19 protein-coding genes are annotated in these 20,877 nt (G+C 69.0%); 11 read left to right on the top strand and 8 right to left on the bottom strand.

Features of this window, described 5'->3' with window-relative positions:
- The 3 genes from A6A40_RS09660 to A6A40_RS09670 are packed head-to-tail and all read left to right on the top strand — an operon-like array spanning position 1 to position 3,315.
- Entirely contained in the window at positions 1-846 is an 846-nt protein-coding gene (locus A6A40_RS09660; RefSeq protein ID WP_063635200.1) for an ATP-binding protein, read from the top strand.
- Positions 847-848: 2 nt separating this feature from the next.
- Entirely contained in the window at positions 849-2,105 is a 1,257-nt protein-coding gene (locus tag A6A40_RS32265) for a fused response regulator/phosphatase (RefSeq protein ID WP_063636209.1), read from the top strand.
- Positions 2,106-2,112: 7 nt separating this feature from the next.
- On the top strand, positions 2,113-3,315 hold the full coding sequence (locus A6A40_RS09670) for a PP2C family protein-serine/threonine phosphatase (RefSeq protein WP_063635201.1): 1,203 nt from the start codon (positions 2,113-2,115) through the stop codon (positions 3,313-3,315).
- Positions 3,316-3,433: 118 nt separating this feature from the next.
- On the opposite strand, the gene rpsD is transcribed toward A6A40_RS09670, so the two are convergent.
- Complete coding sequence (rpsD, locus tag A6A40_RS09675; RefSeq protein ID WP_012974917.1) at positions 3,434-4,048, bottom strand: 30S ribosomal protein S4; 615 nt, start codon at positions 4,046-4,048, stop codon at positions 3,434-3,436.
- A gap of 254 nt (positions 4,049-4,302) precedes the next feature.
- Here rpsD and A6A40_RS09680 point away from each other — a divergent pair, with 254 nt between their 5' ends.
- From A6A40_RS09680 to A6A40_RS09695, 4 genes are all read left to right on the top strand, one after another.
- Complete coding sequence (locus A6A40_RS09680; protein ID WP_063635202.1) at positions 4,303-5,463, top strand: NAD(P)/FAD-dependent oxidoreductase; 1,161 nt, start codon at positions 4,303-4,305, stop codon at positions 5,461-5,463.
- Between the two features lie 125 nt (positions 5,464-5,588).
- Entirely contained in the window at positions 5,589-6,065 is a 477-nt protein-coding gene (locus A6A40_RS09685; protein WP_063635203.1) for an Hsp20 family protein, read from the top strand.
- A 91-nt stretch (positions 6,066-6,156) separates the two neighbouring features.
- A complete protein-coding gene (locus A6A40_RS09690) occupies positions 6,157-6,378 on the top strand; it encodes a DUF1150 family protein (protein WP_063635204.1) in 222 nt (73 codons plus the stop codon).
- 275 nt (positions 6,379-6,653) lie between these two features.
- Positions 6,654-7,703, top strand: a complete 1,050-nt coding sequence (locus A6A40_RS09695) for a hypothetical protein (RefSeq protein WP_063636210.1) — start codon at positions 6,654-6,656, stop codon at positions 7,701-7,703.
- A 27-nt stretch (positions 7,704-7,730) separates the two neighbouring features.
- Here the strand turns inward: A6A40_RS09695 and A6A40_RS09700 are convergent, their stop codons facing one another.
- The 4 genes from A6A40_RS09700 to A6A40_RS09715 all read right to left on the bottom strand — a co-directional run bounded on the left by A6A40_RS09700 (position 7,731) and on the right by A6A40_RS09715 (position 12,056).
- Entirely contained in the window at positions 7,731-7,934 is a 204-nt protein-coding gene (locus A6A40_RS09700; protein ID WP_236783626.1) for a hypothetical protein, read from the bottom strand.
- A 128-nt stretch (positions 7,935-8,062) separates the two neighbouring features.
- Positions 8,063-10,087, bottom strand: a complete 2,025-nt coding sequence (locus tag A6A40_RS09705) for a methyl-accepting chemotaxis protein (RefSeq protein ID WP_236783627.1) — start codon at positions 10,085-10,087, stop codon at positions 8,063-8,065.
- Positions 10,088-10,260: 173 nt separating this feature from the next.
- On the bottom strand, positions 10,261-10,449 hold the full coding sequence (locus A6A40_RS09710; RefSeq protein WP_063635206.1) for a hypothetical protein: 189 nt from the start codon (positions 10,447-10,449) through the stop codon (positions 10,261-10,263).
- Between the two features lie 152 nt (positions 10,450-10,601).
- Entirely contained in the window at positions 10,602-12,056 is a 1,455-nt protein-coding gene (locus tag A6A40_RS09715) for a DNA recombination protein RmuC (protein ID WP_236783628.1), read from the bottom strand.
- A gap of 187 nt (positions 12,057-12,243) precedes the next feature.
- Between A6A40_RS09715 and A6A40_RS09720 the strand changes: the two genes are divergently transcribed.
- On the top strand, positions 12,244-12,837 hold the full coding sequence (locus A6A40_RS09720; protein WP_063635207.1) for an NUDIX hydrolase: 594 nt from the start codon (positions 12,244-12,246) through the stop codon (positions 12,835-12,837).
- An 8-nt stretch (positions 12,838-12,845) separates the two neighbouring features.
- Here A6A40_RS09720 and A6A40_RS09725 read toward each other — a convergent pair whose 3' ends face one another.
- Positions 12,846-14,039, bottom strand: coding sequence for a ChaN family lipoprotein (locus tag A6A40_RS09725; protein ID WP_063635208.1), 1,194 nt, complete (start codon positions 14,037-14,039; stop codon positions 12,846-12,848).
- A 267-nt stretch (positions 14,040-14,306) separates the two neighbouring features.
- On the opposite strand from A6A40_RS09725, the gene A6A40_RS09730 reads away from it, so the two are divergent.
- Positions 14,307-15,044 carry an SDR family NAD(P)-dependent oxidoreductase gene (locus A6A40_RS09730; protein ID WP_063636213.1) on the top strand — a complete coding sequence of 246 codons (738 nt, stop codon included), beginning with the start codon at positions 14,307-14,309 and terminating at the stop codon, positions 15,042-15,044.
- 174 nt (positions 15,045-15,218) lie between these two features.
- Here the strand turns inward: A6A40_RS09730 and A6A40_RS09735 are convergent, their stop codons facing one another.
- Complete coding sequence (locus A6A40_RS09735) at positions 15,219-16,382, bottom strand: pyridoxal phosphate-dependent aminotransferase (RefSeq protein ID WP_063635209.1); 1,164 nt, start codon at positions 16,380-16,382, stop codon at positions 15,219-15,221.
- A gap of 46 nt (positions 16,383-16,428) precedes the next feature.
- The gene (locus tag A6A40_RS09740; protein WP_063635210.1) at positions 16,429-17,730 is read right to left on the bottom strand and encodes a gamma-glutamyltransferase; all 1,302 of its coding nucleotides are present in this window, start codon (positions 17,728-17,730) and stop codon (positions 16,429-16,431) included.
- A 91-nt stretch (positions 17,731-17,821) separates the two neighbouring features.
- On the opposite strand from A6A40_RS09740, the gene A6A40_RS09745 reads away from it, so the two are divergent.
- Together A6A40_RS09745 and A6A40_RS09750 are read left to right on the top strand one after the other, a co-directional pair.
- The gene (locus A6A40_RS09745; RefSeq protein ID WP_082860871.1) at positions 17,822-19,192 is read left to right on the top strand and encodes a M48 family metalloprotease; all 1,371 of its coding nucleotides are present in this window, start codon (positions 17,822-17,824) and stop codon (positions 19,190-19,192) included.
- Positions 19,193-19,351: 159 nt separating this feature from the next.
- On the top strand, positions 19,352-20,770 hold the full coding sequence (locus A6A40_RS09750) for an esterase-like activity of phytase family protein (RefSeq protein WP_063635211.1): 1,419 nt from the start codon (positions 19,352-19,354) through the stop codon (positions 20,768-20,770).
- Positions 20,771-20,877: the final 107 nt, after the last annotated feature.

A 20,877-nucleotide genomic window follows, 5' to 3' on the forward strand; every position in this document is an offset into this window, starting at 1 on the left:
TTGACCAACGGGGCCACCCTTCCGAGTGGCGGCGTTTCCGGGCTCCGCACGCGCTTCGCCGGATTCATCGCGCCAGCGCTTTCGCCCGAGCGCAGCGACCGGCTGGCGCGGACGCTGGGCCTGCGATCGGCGCTTGGTACGGCAGGGGGGCCGGCGGATGGGCGGACCGGCCCCGGACCGCTGGCGCTGCTTGTGACGGACGGCACCACGGCAGCGGCGGACTCGCTGTGGCTGCCTCCGGTCGCCGCCTGGGTCGAGCCGGCGGCCGGCGACGAGGATGGCGGCGGAGTTGCCGCATTGCTGGCCGAAGCGTCCGGGACCGATCTCTATGTCAACCTGACCACAGCGACCGCCCACGACCTGCATCTGGGCGGTCGCCTGCTGACCGCCATCGGCGCCCGCCACCCGCTGTCCGGGCATCGCCGCGACGATATCGAGCTGGCCTTGCACGAGGCGGTCAGCAATGCGCTGGTGCATGGCAATCTCGGCGTCGGCGGTATGAAGGAGCTGAGCGCCCAGGAACTGGAGCGCTTCTCCCGCGATCTGGGCGACGGGCTTGCCGACCCGGTGCTCGCCGCCCGCCGGATCGCCATCGCCGTGCGCATCGACCCGCCGCAAGCCGCCCCGGCCGGGCCTGGGCCGGCCGGGAGCCCCTCGGATGGTGCGGCGGAGAACCGCCGGGCATTGGCGACGGTCGAGATCACCGACCAGGGCGCCGGCTTCGTCCCAGGCAGGCACGAGCAGGCCGGTGCGTCGGGCCGCGGCCTCGACCTGATCGGCAGCATCGCCGACGGGCTGGAGATCGAGGATGGCGGCCGGTGCATCCGCCTGAGGTTCCGGCTGTGACCATGACCGAGCAGGACATCTCCGGCTACGGCCGTCCGCGATGCCCCGAAGGCCCGGAGGCGGAACTCCAGATTTCGCACGCGCGGCTCCCCGGATCACAGGTCCAGGAGTCCCAGATCCTGGATTGCCCGATCCTGGTGGTGGACGACACCGCCTTCAACCGCACCATGATCGGCACCTTCCTGGCCGAGGCGGGGTTCCGCAGGATCTCCTTCGCCACCAATGGCATGGAAGCGCTTGCGATGATCGGGGCCGGCGTTCCCGACCTTCTGATCCTCGACATCATGATGCCGGGGATCGACGGTTACGAGGTCTGCCGCCGCCTGCGCGCCATGCCGGAGACGGCCGACCTGCCGATCCTGGTGCAGACCGCCTTGTCGTCGGGCGAGGACCGCAACAGGGCTTTCGCCGCCGGCACCACCGACCTCGTGGCGAAGCCGTTGGAGCGGACGGAGCTGCTGGCCCGCGTCCGCATCCATCTGGAAGACCGCGTGCTGATCCGCCGGCTGCAAAGCTACCGCGCGCGGGTGGAGGCCGAGCTGTCCATCGCCCGCTCGATGCAGGAACATCTGCTGCCGACGCCTGCGCAATGCACCGCGGCGGCGGCGGCGGCCGGCTGCACGCTCCGCGCCCACAGTGCGATCTCGCCCCACCTCGGCGGCGATCTCTGGGGACTCCTGCCATTGCAGGGCCGGCGCTTCGGCGTCTATCTGCTGAATGTCGCCGGCCAAGGGGTCTCGGCGGCGCTGAACGCCTTCCGCCTGCATACCCTTCTGCAGGAGCTCGGCCCCCTCCACGGCGAGGATGCCGCCGCCCTGCTGAGCACCCTGAACGACCGCGCCGCCGGTCTGCTGGCAGCGGGAGAGACGGCGACCATGACCTACGGCGTGGTCGATGGCGAGCTCGGACGCTTTACCCACGCCTCCGCCGAAGGAGCTCCGCCAATGATCCTGCGCGGCGACGGCGGATCGGAGTTCGGCGCCGCCGCCGGGCTGGCGATCGGCATCGCACCCGGCACCCGCTATCGCGCCCAGGTTATGGAGCTGCCGCCGGGTGCCGTGCTGGCGCTCTACTCCGTCGCGGTGCTGGAAGCGCTGGATGCCGGCGGGACCGGAATCGGGCTCGGCTGGATGATCGCCCGCGCGGTGGCGGAAGGCGACGGCTTCGAGGCCGTCGTGCGCTCGCTTTGCTTTGCACTGGGACAGGTCAGCGGCGACGACCACACGCTGCTGTGGATCGAGCGGGGGACAGGTGAATAGCGGAGGCATGATGGCAGCCGGCCCGCTTGCCGGAGGGGACGATTCCGCGGACGGGTTGGCCGGCGCCCGCGTGCTGGTCGTCGACGACAACCGGATCAACCGCCATCTGCTGCTGGCCTTGCTGGAGCGCGGCGGCATCACCCTGATCGAACAGGCGGAGGATGGGCAGGAGGCGCTGGCCCGGATGGAGCGCTTCAAGCCCGACCTCGTCCTGCTCGACCTGATGATGCCGCAGATGGACGGGTTCGAGATGTGCCGGATCCTGCGCGCCGACCCGCGCTGGAGATCGCTGCCGGTGCTGGTGCAGTCCAGCCTGAACCGGGTGGAGGACCGTGCCCGCGCCTTCCGAGCCGGGGCGACCGATTACGTCACCAAGCCGATCAATGCGGTGGAGCTGCTGGCCCGCGTGCGCATCCAGCTTCGCAAGCGCGCCATGCTGCGCGATCTGGAGCAGTATCACAGCCGGACGGAGAGCGAACTGGCGCTGGCCCGCGCCATGCAGAGCCGGCTGCTGCCCAGTCCCGACCGGTTGGCCGAACTGGAGGAGGCGACCGGCATCGCCATCGACGCGCATTTCGCCCCTTCGTCCGAACTGGGCGGCGATTTCTGGGGGATCGACCTGCTGCCGGATGGCCGGATTACCGTCTATATGGTCGATTTTTCCGGCCACGGCGTGGGAGCCGCGCTGAACACCTTCCGGCTGGACGCCATCTGCCGCCAGATCGGCTGCATGAACCTGACACCTGCCGAGTTCCTGGCCGCCATGAACCGCCGGCTCTGCAGCCTGCTCCCCTGCGGCCAGTTCGCCACCATGCTGACCGGCCAGTTCGACCCGGCGGCCGGCCTCTTCCATTACGCATCGGCCGGATCGACGACGCCGATGATGTGGCTGCCCGGCGACGACGCGCCCCGGCTGGGCGACGGCAGCGGCCTGCCGCTCGGCTTGCTGGCATCGGCAACCTATGACAGCCGTCAGTTGCCGATGCCGCCCGGCGCCCGGCTGTTCTTCTACTCCGACGCCGCGATAGAGATTCCGCTCGACGGGAGCGATCATGAGGTCCTGGACGAATCGGGCCTCGCCGCCCTGCTCTCCCGTCGCCTCCATGAGCCCGACGGCGCCCGGCTGCTCGGCGGCCTGCTCGACGACCTCACCGCCACGGGGCCCATCGACGACGATCTGACGGCGCTGCTGCTGACGCGCCGGGAGTGAGTGCCGGGGACGGGAGTTGAAGGCGTGAGAATCCGGCCCCGCATCCGCCGGCATCGGCCCAAAGCAAAAAGGCCGCCCCCAAGGGAGCGGCCTTTCGCGTTCGGCGGGAGCCGACCGATCAGCGCGAGTAGAACTCGATGACCAGGTTCGGTTCCATCTGGACCGGGTACGGAACGTCGGCCAGCAGGGGAGCGCGGACGAAGCGGCCCTTCAGCGCGCTGCTGTCGACTTCCAGATAATCGGGGATGTCACGCTCGCCGGAAGCAGCGGCTTCCAGGACCAGCGCCATCTGCTTGGACTTGGCGCGCACCTCGACGGTGTCGTTGTCCTTGATGCGGGCCGACGCGATGTTCAGGCGGCGGCCGTTGACCAGGATGTGGCCGTGGTTGATCAGCTGGCGCGCGGCGAACGGGGTCGGCGCAAACTTCATGCGGTAGACCACGGCGTCCAGACGGCGCTCCAGCAGGCCGATCAGGTTCTCGCCGGTGTCGCCCTTGCGGCGCACGGCCTCGGCATAGATGCGACGGAACTGCTTCTCGCCGATGTTGCCGTAGTAGCCCTTCAGCTTCTGCTTGGCCATCAGCTGCAGACCGTAGTCCGACGGCTTCTTGCGGCGCTGGCCGTGCTGGCCCGGGCCATACTCGCGCTTGTTCAGCGGGCTCTTGGCGCGGCCCCACAGGTTGACACCAAGGCGGCGGTCGATCTTGTACTTGGACTCTTGACGCTTGCTCATGACTCTCACGCCTCGTTGGACACGAGTTGATGTTGTCCCGGTAGTTCCGGCCGCCCTTTCGGGCGGCGGACGGGGCGCCAAAGATTGCGCGCGCCCGCTTTCCCAGGAGGTGAAGGCGCGCACAATACCCATTGGCGTGCCGGAGTCAAGCTCGACGCTTCGAGCCTGACGGCGCCCCGGTTTCCCCCCTTGCATTGTCCCGTCCTTTTGCGCTCCCCTTCCCCGCACCGCAAGCGGCAGGCAGGGCGAAGGCGATGGAACGGGTTGAGTGCGTGGTCGTCGGGGCGGGGGTGGTCGGTCTGGCGGTGGCCCGCCGGCTGGCACGCGCCGGGCGCGAGGTCATCGTGCTGGAGGCGGCGGACGCCATCGGCACCGGCACCAGTTCGCGCAACTCCGAAGTCATCCATGCCGGCATCTATTATCCCACCGGCAGCCTGCGCGCCCGGCTGTGCGTGCCCGGCCGCGACGCGCTCTATGACTATTGCGCCGCCCATGGCGTGGAGCACCGCCGCATCGGCAAGCTGATCGTCGCGACGGAGGAAAGCCAGCTGCAGAAGCTGGCGGCGATCCGTGCCCAGGCCACCGCCAACGGCGTCACCGACCTGACGGAGATCGATGCCGCCACCGCGATGCGGTGGGAACCGAACCTGCGCACCGTCGGCGCCCTGCTGTCGCCCTCCACCGGCATCATCGACAGCCACGGGTTGATGCTGGCCCTGCTGGGCGACGCCGAGAATGCCGGCGCGATGCTGGCGCTGCTGAGCCCGCTCGAGCGCTGCCACCGCACCGCCGGAGGGTTCGAGCTGGAGGTCGGCGGGGCGGAGCCGATGCGGCTGGCCTGCTCCACCCTCGTCAACGCCGCCGGGCTGGGCGCCTGGGCGGTCGCGCGCGGGCTGGAGGGGCTGGATGCCGCGCATGTGCCGCCGCGGGTGCTGGCGAAGGGCAACTACTATGCGCTGTCCGCCGGCCGTTCGCCCTTCTCCCGGCTGGTCTACCCGGTGCCGGTCGAGGGCGGTCTGGGCGTCCACCTGACGCTGGACCTCGCCGGACAGGCCCGCTTCGGCCCCGACGTGGAATGGCTGGGCGACGTCGCCGATCCCATCGACTATGCCGTCGACCCGGTCCGGGCCGACTCCTTCTACGGGGCGGTGCGCGCCTATTGGCCGGGACTACCCGACCATGCGCTGGTGCCGGCCTATTCGGGCGTGCGCCCCAAGCTGAGCGGACCGGGGCAGCCGCAGGCCGACTTCCTGATCCAGGGGCCGGGCACCCATGGGGTGGAGGGTCTGGTCAACCTGTTCGGCATCGAATCGCCGGGCCTGACCTCCTGCCTCGCCATCGCCGACGCGGTGGCGGCGGAGCTGGGCGAGGCTCCCGAGATCATCGGCGGCGCTTGGGGCTCACAGGGTTCTTGACCGCGGCCCCGGCTCTCCCAATCTATAGGCGTGGCGGCGCCGGCATGTGCTGGGCCGCCGACCCGCCGGGCGCCGGAAACGGGCCCATCTTCCGCAACTCGCTCCCGTCGTGAGGAGGATGCGTCGTGACGACTCGCCTTTCGCTCTTCAACAGCCCGCTGCTTCTCGGCTTCGACCAGTTCGAGCGCACGCTCGACCGCATCGCCAAGAATTCGGCCGAAGGCTATCCCCCCTACAACATCGAGCAGATCGGCGATGACGGCCTGCGGATCACGCTTGCCGTGGCCGGCTTCACCTCCGATGACCTGTCGGTGCAGATCGAGGACAACCAGCTCGTCATCCGCGGCCGCCAGACCGACGACAAATCGCGCGTCTACCTGCATCGCGGCATCGCTGCCCGGCAGTTCCAGCGCAGCTTCGTCCTGGCCGAAGGGATAGAGGTGGTGGGCTGCTCGCTCGACAACGGGCTGCTCAACATCGACCTGACCCGTCCGATGCCGGAACCGAAGGTCCGCACGATCAAGATCGAGCAGCCGAAGAAATCCGCCGGCGGTGCCATGCCGCGCACCATCGACGTGTCCGCCGACGGCAAGGACGGCTGACCCGCCCCCGCCCCACTCCTTCCACCTGCCCTCTTCCCGACACTCTGCACGCGCGGCCGCCCATGATGGGGAGCCGCCGGGGGATCCGACCATGATCAACGATACCCACAGCCAGCTGCGCCAGCTGTCGACCCAGGATTTCGCCAGCTTCGGCCTGGGCGACGTCGCCTATGTCCGCCCGGTGGAGCTTGAGGGCACGGCCGCCTTCGCGATCCACGCCGCCGACGGCACGCCGCTGAGCGTCGTCGCCGACCGCGAACTGGCCTTCGCCGCCATCGTGCAGAACGACATGGAGCCGGTCAGCGTCCACTGACCGCCCAGCGCCCTGCCGCGAAGCCCCGGCAGCCGGGCTTTGCGGCAGAAAAGGTGCGATAGCGCCGGGAGTCACCGGGCCCGACATATCCGGTTGCACCGGAACACTTTCAATCCCAGGTTCAGCCATGTCACTTTTCCGTTGCATGGCGCGGCATCTCGATCCTTGTCAGCCCTGACTCCTGTTGTAAGGTGCGCTCTGCGATAATCACGGACACAAGACTCGAGAAGGCATCGGGGGACGGTCGGTTGGACGGCGGGGCAAGCGATACGGCGGTGGATGCAAAGACCGCTGCCGAGACGGCACAGCGCAAGGCGTGGGACGACGAAGCCCGCGACTCCCTTCACATTCTGCCGCTGTCGTCGATTCCGCTGGAAACCCCCGGCCTGCAGCATGCCCGGCTGATCAAGAACGTCCGGCTGCAGACCGTGGTCGAGATGTTCCGGGACGCTCAGACCGGCAGCGGCCAGGTGACCGCCCGCCATCTGCCCGCCTATTTCGAATCCTACAAGGACGAGATCGAACGCGATCTGGTGAAGCTGGAGAAGATCGGCGCCGCCTCCAGCTTCGACGTCTACTCCTCGCGCATCGAACTGCGGCGGCTGAACATCGACGTGAACAACGTCGAATCGCTGACCCTGTCGGACCGCAAGAAGGCGGAGCTGACCAGCTACATGCGGGTCTTCACCCGGCCGCTGATGGAGTATGTGTATGGCACGGAAGAGGTACAGGTCGCCGACGTCACCGACATCATCCAGCTGTTCGCCAATCCCAACCGGGACGAGGCGCTGCGCAACCTGCGCATGATGGCCGACCGGCTGGACATCGGCCTGAACGAAATCCCGCAGTTCCTGGAGGAATACGGCGACATCTTCCTGTCGCTCGCCTATTTCCGCAAATGCCTGGACGAGATCGTTCCGGAAGTGCAGCGCTTCGTCACCTGGATGGGAGAAATCCGCAACTCCGCCGAGGTGAAGCGCGATTCGCGCCAGATGAGGCTGCTGGATGAGATCGCCCGCGATCTCACCGACATCTCCACCTCCATCACCGGCCGCTTCGAGAGCTTCGACAACCGGTCCAAGGATTTCTGGAGCGACATCAACGCCGAGACCTTCCGCACGATCCGCGAGCTGATCTCGTCCCACCACGTCACCATCGGCGGGGTGCTGTGCGGTCTGGCGGTGAAGATGACCCTGTGGAAGCACCGCTTCGCCCGCGGCGGCGGCGGCCCCAACCGGCGCATGGAGTTCGTGAAATCGGAAATCCTGCCGGGCCTGTCCCACATCAAGGCGTTGGAGCAGTCGGCGCGGACGGGGCATCTGTAGACGGCAGGATTAGCCCGGCGGGCGCCGTCAATCCATCGACAGAATCGTCGCCAACGCCCGGTTGTCCAGCAGGATCGTCACGGCCAGGGTCAGGATCGGGACCAGGAACAGCAGCCCGATGAAACAACGCACGATCAGATCGGTGCGGCGGGCGGAGCGGCAGAGCGGACACTCGTCGGGACCATGCCCGTAGTCGGAGCCGCAATAGGGACAGGCGGTGGTGTTGACCATGGCGAACGGGCTTTCGGAACGGGCCGGCGGCCGTGGAGCTGCCGTCATTCTGGACCGGTGCGTCACCAGAACGTCATGAATTCACTGTCATCTTGCCATCTTCGCCAAGCCTGTGGCGGGCGGGTCGCTCAGGCCGCCCTATCCATCGGAACCAAGCCGGCGACGATGCGGCGGAACTGCCCGGCAAAGCGCTCGCGGTCGGCGCCAGTCAAGATGAAGGTGACATGCAGACGGCCCGCCGCACTGTCGAACGCGCGGACGGTGGCGGGCACCGGCTCCAGACCCGGCAAAGCGACGCTCAACGCCGTCCCTTGCCGCAGGGCGGTCCAGGACTCCCGCGGCAAGCCGCTGATCTGCGCGCCGCCCTCGGACGCGTTGTCGACCGTCACCGGCACCTCGCGCCCGCCGATGGTCAGCCGGCCCGGACGGTTCAGCGGATAGCGTGGGTCGGCCCGGCGGTTCACCTCCGGCGTGGCGGTGCGGATCGCCTCGATCAGGACACGGCGCAACTGGTCGATGCTGGAAGCGACGCGGGTGGACAGGGCGTTGACCTCGCTGGCGCGCTCGCCGGTGGCCGTCGCCTCCTGCGAGACGGCGGCGATGCGGGTCGCCACCTCCTGCGCCGCGTTGGAGGTCTGGACGACGTTGCGGGCGATTTCGCCGGTCGCCGCCTCCTGCTCCTCGATGGCGGCGGCGACGGTGGCCGAGACCGTCTCCACCCCGCGCACCCGGTCGGCGATGGCGCGCACGGCGCTGACCGCCTCCGCCGTGGTGGCCTGGATGGCGGCGATCTGGCTTTCGATCTCTTCGGTCGCCTTGGCGGTCTGTCCGGCCAGTTGCTTCACCTCGCTGGCGACCACGGCGAAGCCCTTGCCCGACTCCCCCGCCCGCGCCGCTTCGATGGTGGCGTTCAAGGCCAGCAGGTTGGTCTGACCGGCGACGTCGTTGATCAGGTCGGTCACCTCGCCAATGCGGGTCACGGCCTCGGCAAGACGCTGAATCGTCTCCTCCGCCCGAACCGAGGCGCCGACCGCTTCGCCGGTCATGGAAGTGGCGGTGCCGATCTGGGTGGCGATTTCGCGGATGGAGGCGCTAAGCTGCTCCGACGCCGCGGCCACCGTCTGCGCGTTCGACAACGCCTGCGTGGCGGCGGCGGCGACAGTCTGGCTGTTGTCACTGACCGCACGGGCCGATTCAGCCATGCGGGTGGCGTTGCCGGCCATCTGGCTGGTCTGGCTGGCGACCACGTCGACGGCATTGGACGCCTCGGTCTCCACCGTCTCGGCCATGCGCTGCAAGGCCGACTGCTTCTCCCGTTCGGACCGCTCCCTCTCTTCCTCACGCAGGCGGCGCAGCCGTTCGGCTTCCTCGGCATTCTCCTTGAAGACGCGCAGGGCCCCGGCCATCGCGCCGATCTCGTCGCCGCGGTCGGAACCGGGAATGGCGATGGCGAGGTTGCCCTGGGCAAGGCTGCGCATGGCGGCGGTCAGCTCGATCACCGGCCGTACCACCCGGCGCCGGATGCCCAGCACGCCCAGCACCACCACCGCCAGCACAAGGGCCGAGACGCCCCAGACCGCGCTCATGAACAGGGTTTCGCGGCCGGCGGCGAAGACCTCCGTCTCGCTGTTGTAGCGGGTGGTGTCCGCGACGATCCGGTCGACGACGGCGCGGTGGGCGGCATAGGCCTCGGCGATGACGGCGTAGGAGGCGCGTGCCGCCGCCTCGTCCTTGCGGGCGAGCGCCGGCAGGAACCTCACCTCTATTGCGTCCCAGAAGCGCATCACCGGCGCATGGGAGGTTCCGGTCAGCTGGTCGACCAGCGACGGCTCGAAGCGCTCCTTCAACCAATAGTCATGCCGCTCGTCGTAATCCTTGCGCAGTTGTGCCAGACGCACCCGCCGCTGCTCCACCGACGTCGGGTCGTTCATCGCCAGCGTGGCTTCCAGATAGGCCTCGATCACATATTCCGGCGGCGGCAGGATATCGGCGATCAGATCCTTGCCCAGCACGATGCGCTGGTAGATCGGGCCGCCCACCTTCAGCTCGCGGATCGCCAGAGCGCCGGTCAGGACCACCGCCAGGAACCCGAGCGTGACCACCACGCCGAACAGGTTGGTGAGCGCGGCAATCCTGAGATTCTTCAGCATCATGCGCCCCCTGCGCAAAGACAATGGCAAGGGGTTGCTTCTCAGATTGTCAGAAACGTGACAAGCAAAAAACTTGCTGAATTATCCTGCCAAACGGAAATGATGTTTCATTAAGCGTTCTGCATATGGAATGTGCAGCGTCTGCGCAATGCTCAACCAAAGTGCCGGCCATGGGCTCAGGTCAGAACCAAAGTACCGATCCAGCCGACCAGGGCGAGGATCACCAGCATCACCAGCAGGGCAACGATCACCGCATTGCTGCGCCGAATCGAGCGGCAGCGCGGACAATTCTCCTCGGCGGCAGGATAGCGATGGTTGCAGCGGTCGCAGCGGACGATCTGCTCGGTTCCGGTCTGGTCCGTCATCGGCGGGTTCCATGGTGTCGAAGCCTGTGAGGCCGCATGGATAGCACGGCCGACGCTGCATCGCAGCGGTGAAGACAGGCGCGAGGGCACGGTTGCACACGGGACGGAACGTCGCAGCAGCCCGGCCTGTGTGCCCGGCCAGCTTTGCCCGGTCAATCCGCGGCGGAGGACTCCACCGGCGGCACGCGCAGTTCGGTGGCCTGCAAACGGCGCGGGCTGTGGTCCAGAGGCTCCAACAGCGGCATCTCCGCCCCCTCCGGCGCGGCATGAAGGTCGCGGAATCGGCGCGCGCTGACCAGCACCCGCGATTCAAGCGTCCCGACCGCGCTGTTGTAGCAGCCGACGGCCTTGTCCAGCTGCCCGCCCAGCCTCTCCATATGGCCGCCCAGGTCGGACAGCCGCTTGTACAGCTCCGCCCCCAGCGCGCTGATCTCGCGCGCATTGTCGGCAAGCCGCTCCTGCCGCCAGCCATAGGCGACGGCGCGCAGCAACGCGATCAGCGTGGTCGGGGTGGCCAGGATCACGCGGTGGTCGATGCCGGCCTCGATCAGCGCCGGGTCCTGTTCCAGCGCCGCGGAGAAGAAATTCTCGCCGGGCAGGAACAGCACGACGAATTCCGGGCTGTCGTCGAACTGGTCCCAATAGCCCTTGGCGCCGAGCTGCTTCATATGCTCGCGCACATGCCGGGCATGGCGGGCCATGCCGTCGCGCCGCGCACCGTCGTCCAGCGCCTGGACGCCGTCCAGATAGCCTTCCAACGGCGTCTTGGCATCGACCACGATGGTCTTGCCGCCGGGCAGCGTGACGATCAGGTCGGGGCGCAGCCGGCCGCTGTCGACCGACACCTGCTCCACGAAGTCGCAATGGTCGAGCATGCCCGCCATCTCGCAGACCCGGCGCAGCTGGATTTCGCCCCAGCGCCCGCGCGCCGCCGGGGTGCGCAACGCCCGGACGAGGTTTCCGGTCTCCGCCCGAAGCGCGCTCTGGCTTTCCACCAGAGACAGCACCTGCTGTTTCAGCCCCTCATAGGCGCCGGCACGGCTGTTCTCCAGCTCGCGGATCTGGCGGTCCATCGCCTCCAGCGATTGGCGCACCGGATCGACGATGGCGGCGATGGCGGTCTGGCGCTTGTCCAGATCGCCCTTCGCCTGCTCCTGGAATCCCGTCAGCGTCTCCCGCGCCAGATCGAGGAAGCTGCGGTTGTTCTGGCGCAGCGCCTCCGCCGACAGCGCCTTGAAGCTGTCGGCCAGGGCCGCCTGGGCGCGCTCCAGCAAAGCCATCTTCTCAGCCGCCGCGGTCCGTTCGGCCTCCAGCCGGGTCGACAGCTGGGCGTGGCGTTCGCGGGCGTCGGCGACCTCGCCATGCAGACGGGCGATCTGGTGGTCGCGGGCCTCGATCTCCTCGCGCAGGTCGTCCTCGGTCCGCTCGGCGAGGTCGAGGCGGGTGGCGAGTTCCGCATGAAGGGCTGCAGCCGCGGCTTCAACACGGCCGGCAGCGGCCCGCATCACCGCCCAGGCGATGGCGGTTCCCAGCAGCAGGCCGGCGGCCAGCCCGATCGCCAGCGACATTCCGTCCGCCACCATCCCATTCACCACGAACTGCGTCACACCTGCTCCCCCGCCCCTGCCCCTGCCCCTGCCCTGCCCCGCCCCTGCCCGACAGCTGGAGCGGTCACAGCCTATCGGAACGAAACGCGAATTGGAACGGGGGGCGAACAGATGGAAGAATGCAGAACGGCCCAGTTGCCGCTTTCCCCGCTTGCCCTATCGCCACCGCAGCGCCATATCGGAAGCCATGCCAGACGACAAGACCCCCGACACGAATTCTCCAGACTGCGGCCCCGGCTGCGGCGGTCCCCGCGTCCGCGCCATTCCGCCCGGCGAGGACCGCGAGCGGCTGATGTGCCCCGATTGCGGCTACATCGCCTACCAGAACCCGCTGATCGTCGTCGGGGCGGTGGCGACCTGGGAGGATGGCCGCATCCTGCTGTGCCGCCGCGCCATCGAACCGCGCAAGGGCTTCTGGACCCTGCCCGCCGGTTTCATGGAGGAGCGCGAGAGCACCCGCGAGGGCGCGGCCCGCGAAGCCTGGGAGGAGGCGCGCGCCCGCATTGACATCGACCATCTGCTGGCGATTTACGACATCCCGCGGATCAGTCAGGTGCAGATGATCTTCCGCGCGCGCCTGCTGTCGCCGGACGTGGAGCCCGGCCCCGAAAGCCTGGAGGTCGGACTGTTCGCCTGGGACGAGATTCCGTGGAGCGAGCTTGCCTTCCCCACCGTGGTCTGGGCGCTGCGCGAACACCGCGACCGGCTCGGCAGCAACGATTGCGCCCCCGCGGTCAACCCCACCCCGGACGCACTCGCCCGCTGGGAACGGATGCTGTAGCGGGTGGCCTACCGTCGCTCCGTCGGGAATTTCGCCACGAGCTCCTGCTCCGCGCCGTCGCGCCGGATGGTCAGCGGCAGCCAGGTGCCGGGCGCCTGACGGCGGATGACGGCGACCAGATCGGCCGGCGCCCGCACCGGGCTTCCCGCGGCGTTGAGAATGCGGTCGCCGCTGCGCAAGCCGGCCGCTGCGGCCACGCTGCCGTCACTGACCGCCCCCACAGTGATGCCGTCCGGACCGGGATCGAGCTGCACGCCCAGCCGCGGCCGCTGCGGTTCGGCATCCTCGCGCGCAGGTCCCAGCCCGAAGACCGCATCGGCGATGCGTCCGTCCAGCTCGCCGCAGTCGCGGTCGGCATCCCAGGGCAGCAACACGGCGGAATCGGGAATCCCGAGGTCCGCCAGTTGATGGGGGACGCCGTCGCGGTAGAGGGCGTGGCCCTGCCCCAGGATGCCGACGACGGCGCGGCCGGTGGTGCGTCTGGTCTCCGCGATCTTCTCCGCCATCGCCCGGTCCCAGACGCCTTGCGCCTCGATGAAGCGCTTGGCCGCATCGGTCGGGGCGGCGGCCTGCGATTCAGACCGCTCGTGTGTCGCCAGCATTTCGGTCAGGCGGCGGCTGTAGGTTTCGGTCGGGGCGGCCGGGGTGCCGACGCCCTCGCGCTCCGCCTGCGGGATGGCGGCCCAGCCGTTGCGGGCGGTGCGGCTGATCAGCGAGCGTTCCACATTCAGCGCCACCACCGGCAGACGGTACAGGCGGGCAAATTGCAGGATCGGCAAGTAAAAGCCCGGATCGAAGCCCCAAACCGTACGCCAGTCGGTCTCCTTGAGAAACTCGCTTTCGGTCAGTTCCCCCGCCACCCAGCGGTCGAGCACCGGCTGCAGCCGGCGCGGCAGCATCTCCAACCCGATGGCGAGGTCCGGGTTCAGCGCATGCAGGCCGGCCAGGGTGTGGAGCTGCCAGCGGTGGTGGTCCGCCTTGTCATGCTGTTCCCCCAGCAGCACGACCGGCGCGTCGGCGAGCCGGCGCAGCAGCGGCACCGGTTCCAGCGCAGTCCCGGTGCCGTCGGCCCACACGCCGGGCGGCACGCAGCCGACGCGCGCCGCTTCCTCCGCCCGGATGTCCGGTGCGGCGGTCACGGCCAACGCCGCGAAGACCAGCGGAACGAGGCGGGGAAAAGCAGGGAAGAACTGGCGGGACAAGGCTCGGCTCCGTCGGCGCAGGCACTGCGTCAAGGTTGGAACTGGCGGGCGCAAGGTCAATGGCGACCGCCAGCGATTGCGTCGTTCGGCCGCGCCAAGGGGCCGCGGCGGATGACAGGCGGTGCGCCGGCGGGTAGGATCGGCGCCGGCGGTGGACAGACGGCGGATGGGGGGCTTTCCGCACCCGCATCCGTTACTCCCGAGGCCGTTCCCAGGGCGTCCGCTTTCCCCGCCCGACCGCAATCATTCGTGAAGCGCACCGCCGCCATGCCGCACCGCAAGACCGTCATTCTCACCGGCGCCAGCCGGGGTATCGGACACGCCACCGTCACCCGGTTCAGCAATGAGGGCTGGCGCGTGATCTCCTGCTCGCGGGAGGATGTGCCGGAGCATTGCCGCCGCGATCCCAACTGGACCCACCACATCCCGGCCGACCTGTCCGACCCCGCCAGCCGCGCCGCCTTCGTGGAGGAGGCGAACAAGGCGCTGGACGGCGCCCCCTTGCATGGCCTGATCAACAATGCCGGCATCTCGCCCAAGACCCCGATCAAGGAGCGGTTGGGCTGCCTGAACGGTTCCATCGAGGGCTGGCACCGGGTGTTCGAGCTGAACTTCTTCGCCGCGCTGGTGCTGGCCCGCGGCTTCGCCGCTCCGCTGTCGAAGGGCAAGGGGGCGATCGTCAACGTCACCTCCATCGCCGGCCATTCGGTGCACCCCTTCGCCGGTTCCGCCTATTCCACCTCGAAGGCGGCGCTGTCCGGCCTGACCCGCGAGATGGCGGTGGAGTTCGCGGAGATCGGCGTCCGCGTCAACGCCGTCGCCCCCGGCGAGATCGAAACGGCGATGACCGGCCCCGAATACGACGTGCTGATCCCGCGCATCCCCCTGAAGCGCATGGGAACGCCGGAGGACGTCGCCGCGGTGATCTTCTATCTCTGCGGCCCGGATTCGGCCTATGTGACGGGGACGGAGACCTTCATCACGGGTGGGCAGCATCTGTTCTGAGGGGTGCTTCAGGCGAGTGCCCCTCCCCATCCCTCCCCCTCTTCGAGGGAGAGGGGGTAGAACGCTTGTTGGCATGACGTAAATGCCAGAGTAACGGCAGTCCCCTCTCCCACCGTCAAGGTGGGGGAGGGTTAGGGAGGGGGCATCGTCAGCCACCCCCCTCGCAACCGCACCCTACTTCCCCGCCTTCCAGGCGATCAGCCGACGCGCAGCCTCGGCGATGGTCTCCTCCGCGCCGGCGAAGCTGAAGCGCAGGAAACGCCGGCCGCGGGCGGGGTCGAAATCGATGCCGGGGGTGCAGGCAATGCCCGTCTCCTCCAGGATCTGCTTCGCCAGCGCCTCGCTGTCGTCGGTCATCTCCGACACGTCGGCATAGATATAGAAGGCGCCGTCCGCCGGAGCCATCCGGGTGAAGCCCGCCTTCGGCAGTTCCTCCAGCAGGACCGCACGATTGCGGGCATAGCGGGCAACGTGGCCGTCCAGTTCCTCGGTGCAGTCGAAGGCGGCGACCGCCGACACCTGGCTCAGCGTCGGTGCCGAAATGAACAGGTTCTGCGCCAGGCACTCGACCGAACGGAGCAGATCGTCCGGCACGATCATCCAGCCCAGCCGCCAGCCGGTCATCGAGAAATATTTGGAGAAGCTGTTGACCACCAGCGCCTGATCGTTCACCTCGGCCGCGGTGACCGCGTCGGTGCCATAGGTCAGGCCGTGGTAGATCTCGTCCGACACCATGCGGACGCCTTTGGCCCGACACCAGTCGGACAGGGCGGTCAGTTCCTCCCGGCTCAGCATCGTGCCGGTCGGGTTGGCGGGACTGGCGACGATCAGGCCCTGCACCGGTTCCTCAAGCGCCTCCAGCAGTTCGATGGTCGGCTGGAACCGGTGCTCCGGCCCGGTCGGCAGTTCCACCGGGATCACACCGGCCGCGGTCAGGGTGTGGCGGTAGGCCGGATAGCTGGGCGACGCCATCGCCACCCGGTCGCCCGGATCGAAGGCGGCGAGGAAGCCCAGCTGAAAGGCGCCCGACGACCCGGTGGTGACGACCACCCGCCGCTCCGGCACATCGACCGCATAGCGATCCTTGTACCACTTGGCGATGGCCGCGCGCAGCGGCGGGATGCCCAACGCCCCGGTATAGCCAAGCGGATCGCTTCCCACCACGGCGGTGGCCGCCGCCTGCACCACGCCCTTCGGCGCACCGGTGGAGGGCTGCCCCACCTCCATATGCAGGACCTCAAGCCCCGAGGCCTCGCGCTCTGCCGCGGCGCGCATCACTTCCATCACGAAGAAGGGCGGAATGGCGCCCCGTTTGGAAACCTTGGGCTGCTTGCTCATGATCGTCCGTCTCTAACTCTCTTTTGGGCGGGCAGATTTTCGTAACTCATTCCCGCTTGCGTTCACTTTCGACCGTCAACGCCAGGCTGCCGGCGCGCGGGTCTGCCGCAGTCTGGCAATATCGGATGCCGTCCTCAATCGACACCCGGCAACCGATGAAGCTGACCCGTCCGGGAATGGATTGCGGCCGCGCGGCCTGGATCTGCGGCGCAGTGGATTTCTCCTCCAGACCTGCCGGCAGCGCCACCGACAGCAGGGCGGCCGGCCCGGCGGCGGGACCGTCGCTCCCCCCCGCGGTGCCGACGCCGGCGAACAGGGTGCGGCCGATGATGGAGTTGGCGATCAGGGCCGGTGTGCCGAAGCCGCCGCGCTCCACCCCCTGGGCCACCAGCATGCCGGTGCCGGGGATGCCGCGGCCGGTGCCGAAGGGCGCCCCCTGGGTGAAGGCGCAGGCGGCGCCATTCTCGTCCGGATCGATCACCATCAACCCGGCACCGGTGGCGGTGGCGCCGGCACCGGTGGCGCCCAGCAGCTGGGCGGCCCGGGTCGCCCGCTCGGCCGGCGGCAGGGCGGCCACCGCCTTCCATGCCTGGATAATCGCTGCGCCCGAGTCCGGCTCGGTCGTGTCGGGAACATGCAGGTCGCTGATGTCGAAGGGCACCGTCAGCGTGGCGCCGACGCGCGGCTGGTACGCGCGCAGCTGCGCCGGGTCCAGCCCCATGCCCTGGGCGACCGTGGCGGCGAGCGGTCCGGCATAGAAGGCGCCCACCCCCTGGCGGCGCAGGACCGACAGGGTCGCGGCGAGTTCCGGCTGGGCGGCGATGGTGCCGACCGCCGGCGTGCCGGCGCCCAGCAGGCGGCGGCGTGCGTCCGAATCGGCGGCAAGACGCCCGCCGAAGGCGCTCAGGTCCTGAACCAGCGCGCGGCTGAGACCGGGGGAGAATTGGGCCAGCTGTTCCGCCGGGGCGACAACCTGCTCCCACCGCATCACGCCGGCCGAGGCCTGGACCGCATACAGGCCGCGCGCCATCGCCGGCATGCCGACGCCGCCGGACCCGACGGAGCGCGGCAGGAAGTCGATGGTGCGGGCCTTCTTCGAAGTGGCGTCGAACAGCACGCAGACGCCGCCGCCGGTCAGCCCGACGCGCGACGGCAGGCTGGCGGTCATCGCCAGCGCCATCGCCGCCACCGCGTCGCCGGCCTTGCCGCCCTGGGCGATGATGTCCCGGCCGATGCCGGCGGCATAGGGTTCGTCCGCGACGACGAAGCTCTGGACCGTTGCGTCGGTCTTGAACTTCGTGTTGACGCAGCCGGTCAGCAGTGATGCAGCTATGGCAACCGCGCCCAACCCTCGCCAGATTCGCAGGCGAGTGTATCGCGGTCCGGAGTTCCGCCGGTTCCGCGCGGGGGTCCGCTGTTCAAAGCCGGAGGTCGTCACGGTGCGCAAGCCCAGCAGGCTGGTTTCGGTCGTCGCCATCATGTCCATGTGTCTGGTGTCGCTGGTGTGGGGAGCGCCACCGGCGAGTGCGCAGCGCCGCTCGGACATGCAGATCCTGGGCGACGCCGAGACGGACCATATCATCCGCAAGATGGCCCGGCCAATCTTCCAGGCGGCCGGCATCGACCCCGAGTCGGTGCAGATCCTCCTGGTCAACGATCCGTCGGTGAACGCCTTCGTCGCCGGCGGGCAGAACATCTTCCTGCACACCGGGCTGCTGTTGAGCGTCGACGATGCCGACCAGCTGCTGGGCGTCATCGCGCACGAGACCGGCCACATCTCCGGCGGACATCTGGTGCGCGGGGCGGAGGCGATGGACAACGCCTTCCTGTCCTCGCTGCTCGGCATGGGTCTGGGCGTCATCGGCGGCCTTGCCTCGGGCAATGCCGGCGCGGGTGCGGCGGGCGTCATGCTGGGCCAGCATCTGGCGGAGCGGAACTTCCTGTCCTTCTCCCGCACGCAGGAGGCGTCGGCCGATCAGGCCGGCCTGTCCTTCCTGGAGCAGTCGGGAATCTCCGCCAGGGGGATGGCGGCCTTCCTTGAAAAGCTGGGCGTCGGCGAGCCGCTGATGAACGACCGCGACGCCGGCTATCGCCTGACCCACCCGCTGACCCGCGAGCGCATCGAGGCGGTGAAGGCCTTCGTCGCCCGGTCGCGCTATGCCGACGCCCGGCTGCCGGCGGCGACGGAGTCCGACCTGCGGCGGCTCCAGGCCAAGCTGTACGGCTATCTCGATCCGCGCGGCGCGCTCCAGCGCTACAAGGCGAACGATCCGTCGCCCGCCGCCCGCTATGGCCGCGCCTATGCCTATTTCCGCCAGGGCGACGTCAAGCAGGCGACCCCGCTGGTCGACGGCCTGATCGCAGACGAGCCGCGGAACCCCTATCTGCATGAAATGAAGGGCGACCTGATGCTGCAGACCGGCCGCGCGCCGGATGCGATCGCTCCCTACCGCAAGGCCATCGAGCTTGCCGGTTCCGAAGCCGGAACGATCCGCGTCTCCCTTGCCCATGCCTTGCTGGAGCAGCGCGACCCGCGGCTGGCCGACGAGGCGCTGAAGAACCTGCAGATCGCGGCGAAGGGCAAGGCGCAGTCCGCCTTCCTGTGGCGGCTGACCGCCCAGGCCTGGAGCATGAAGAAGAACGACGGCATGGTCGCCTACGCCACCGCGGAAGAGGCCCTGGCGAGAGGCGACATGCCGATGGCCAAGGCGCAAGCCGAGAGGGCGGAAAAGCTGCTGCCAGCCGGATCGCCGGGCTGGCTGCGCGCCCAGGACATCCGCGGTCAGACCGGCGGCGACAAGCCACGCTGATCGCGGTTGGATGGGTCATATGACGAAAGCATCCTTCCGGTAACGCAACGGTCATCGAACCGTCCCCGCCGCGTCATCCCCGCTTGCTATTCCGCGGACATCGAGCGCGTCCTCCGCATCCCCGGTCCCGACGCGCGGTTCCGTCCACGGAGTTCCCGCATGCCGTCCATCCGTCCGAAATCCCGGCGCGGCGCCCTGCTCGCCACCGCCGCCCTGCTGTCCGCCGCCCTGGCTGCCGCGGTACCGGCACAGGCCCAGGAGCAGCAGGCCAAGCGCTACCCCGCCACGCTGGCCGGCCATGCCCTGCTTCCGGCCGACACGCTGGTGCAGGCGCCCGCCGACGCCGGGCCGCTGTTCGCCACCGCCGGCAAATTCACCAACGCCGACCGCAAGCGCGTGGAGACGGTGGGCAGCATCCGCGCCACCTCCTTCGCCTCCGACCCCAAGGTTCCGCGCCAGACGGAGATCATGCTGCCGGTCGCCGGCCAGGCGGTGCAGGGATTCTCAGCCATCGTTCCGCAGGGCAACGGCGAGTTCATGGCGCTGACCGACAACGGCTTCGGCAGCAAGGTGAACTCGGTCGATGCGCTGCTGATGGTCCATCGCGTCAAGCCGGACTGGCAGAGCGGCGCCCTGCAGCGGCTGGAAACCATTTTCCTGCGCGATCCCGACCGCAAGGTTCCCTTCGCCATCGTCAACGAGAACAGCACCGCGCGCTACCTGACCGGCGCCGACTTCGATCCCGAATCGCTGGTGGTCCAGGCCGACCGCCTGTTCATCGGCGACGAGTTCGGCCCCTATATCCTGGAGTTGAGCCGGGACGGCGTGGTCATCGCCGTGCATGAGACGATGGTCGACGGCAAGCCGGCCCGTTCGCCCGACCACTACCGCAACGGCATCCTGCCGCCGGTGCCGGGCGCCGTCGCCTTCGAGGTCCGCCGCTCGCGCGGGTTCGAGCCGATGGGCGTGTCGCCGGACGGCAAGACGCTGTACCCGTCGCTGGAAGGCCCGCTGTGGAACGCCGCCGCCAACGGCTTCGAGACCAAGGACGGCCGCGCGTACACCCGCATCCTGGAGTTCGACGTCGCCAGCCGGACCTACACCGGCAAGTCCTGGAAGTACAAGCTGGAGGACAATGCCAACGTCGTCGCCGATCTGGCGATGATCGACGCCGGCACCGCCCTGGTGATCGAGCGCGACGACAGCAGCGAGGGTGCGAAGACCCAGGCCTGCCAGGGCGAGGCGAAGCCCGACTGCTTCAACGCGCCGGCCGCCTTCAAGCGGGTCTACAAGATCGACATCGCCGGAGCCGATGCCGACGGCTTCGTCCGCAAGGTCGGCTACATCGACCTGACCGACATCGCCGATCCGGACCGCAAGGCCCGCGCCGGACAGGCGCCGGAAGGCCGCTTCGTCATGCCCCATCTGGGGCCGGAAGGGGTGAACATCGTCGATGCCGACCACATCGTGGTCGTCAACGACAACAACCTGCCCTACTCCACCGGCCGGACCATCGGCAAGGCCGACGGCGACGAGATGGCGCTGCTGTCGGTGGGCGAGCTTCTGCGCGCCCGCTGATCGCGCAGATGTGAAACCGGGAGTGAGGTCCGGGCGAGCGCTTTGCACTTGTCCGGACCGGATTGTCGGTCCAGTGTGGGCGGCCTTCGGCCCAATGTCCCCTGCGT

The sequence above is a fragment of the Azospirillum humicireducens genome, assembly GCF_001639105.2.
Classification (GTDB): domain Bacteria; phylum Pseudomonadota; class Alphaproteobacteria; order Azospirillales; family Azospirillaceae; genus Azospirillum; species Azospirillum humicireducens.

Coding starts and splice junctions, on each gene's coding strand:
- A6A40_RS32265 (WP_063636209.1), top strand. CDS start 849: ATGACCGAGCAGGACATCTCCGGCTACGGCCGTCCGCGATGCCCCGAA.
- A6A40_RS09670 (WP_063635201.1), top strand. CDS start 2,113: ATGATGGCAGCCGGCCCGCTTGCCGGAGGGGACGATTCCGCGGACGGG.
- rpsD (WP_012974917.1), bottom strand. CDS start 4,048: ATGAGCAAGCGTCAAGAGTCCAAGTACAAGATCGACCGCCGCCTTGGT.
- A6A40_RS09680 (WP_063635202.1), top strand. CDS start 4,303: ATGGAACGGGTTGAGTGCGTGGTCGTCGGGGCGGGGGTGGTCGGTCTG.
- A6A40_RS09690 (WP_063635204.1), top strand. CDS start 6,157: ATGATCAACGATACCCACAGCCAGCTGCGCCAGCTGTCGACCCAGGAT.
- A6A40_RS09700 (WP_236783626.1), bottom strand. CDS start 7,934: ATGGTCAACACCACCGCCTGTCCCTATTGCGGCTCCGACTACGGGCAT.
- A6A40_RS09705 (WP_236783627.1), bottom strand. CDS start 10,087: ATGATGCTGAAGAATCTCAGGATTGCCGCGCTCACCAACCTGTTCGGC.
- A6A40_RS09710 (WP_063635206.1), bottom strand. CDS start 10,449: ATGACGGACCAGACCGGAACCGAGCAGATCGTCCGCTGCGACCGCTGC.
- A6A40_RS09720 (WP_063635207.1), top strand. CDS start 12,244: ATGCCAGACGACAAGACCCCCGACACGAATTCTCCAGACTGCGGCCCC.
- A6A40_RS09730 (WP_063636213.1), top strand. CDS start 14,307: ATGCCGCACCGCAAGACCGTCATTCTCACCGGCGCCAGCCGGGGTATC.
- A6A40_RS09735 (WP_063635209.1), bottom strand. CDS start 16,382: ATGAGCAAGCAGCCCAAGGTTTCCAAACGGGGCGCCATTCCGCCCTTC.
- A6A40_RS09750 (WP_063635211.1), top strand. CDS start 19,352: ATGCCGTCCATCCGTCCGAAATCCCGGCGCGGCGCCCTGCTCGCCACC.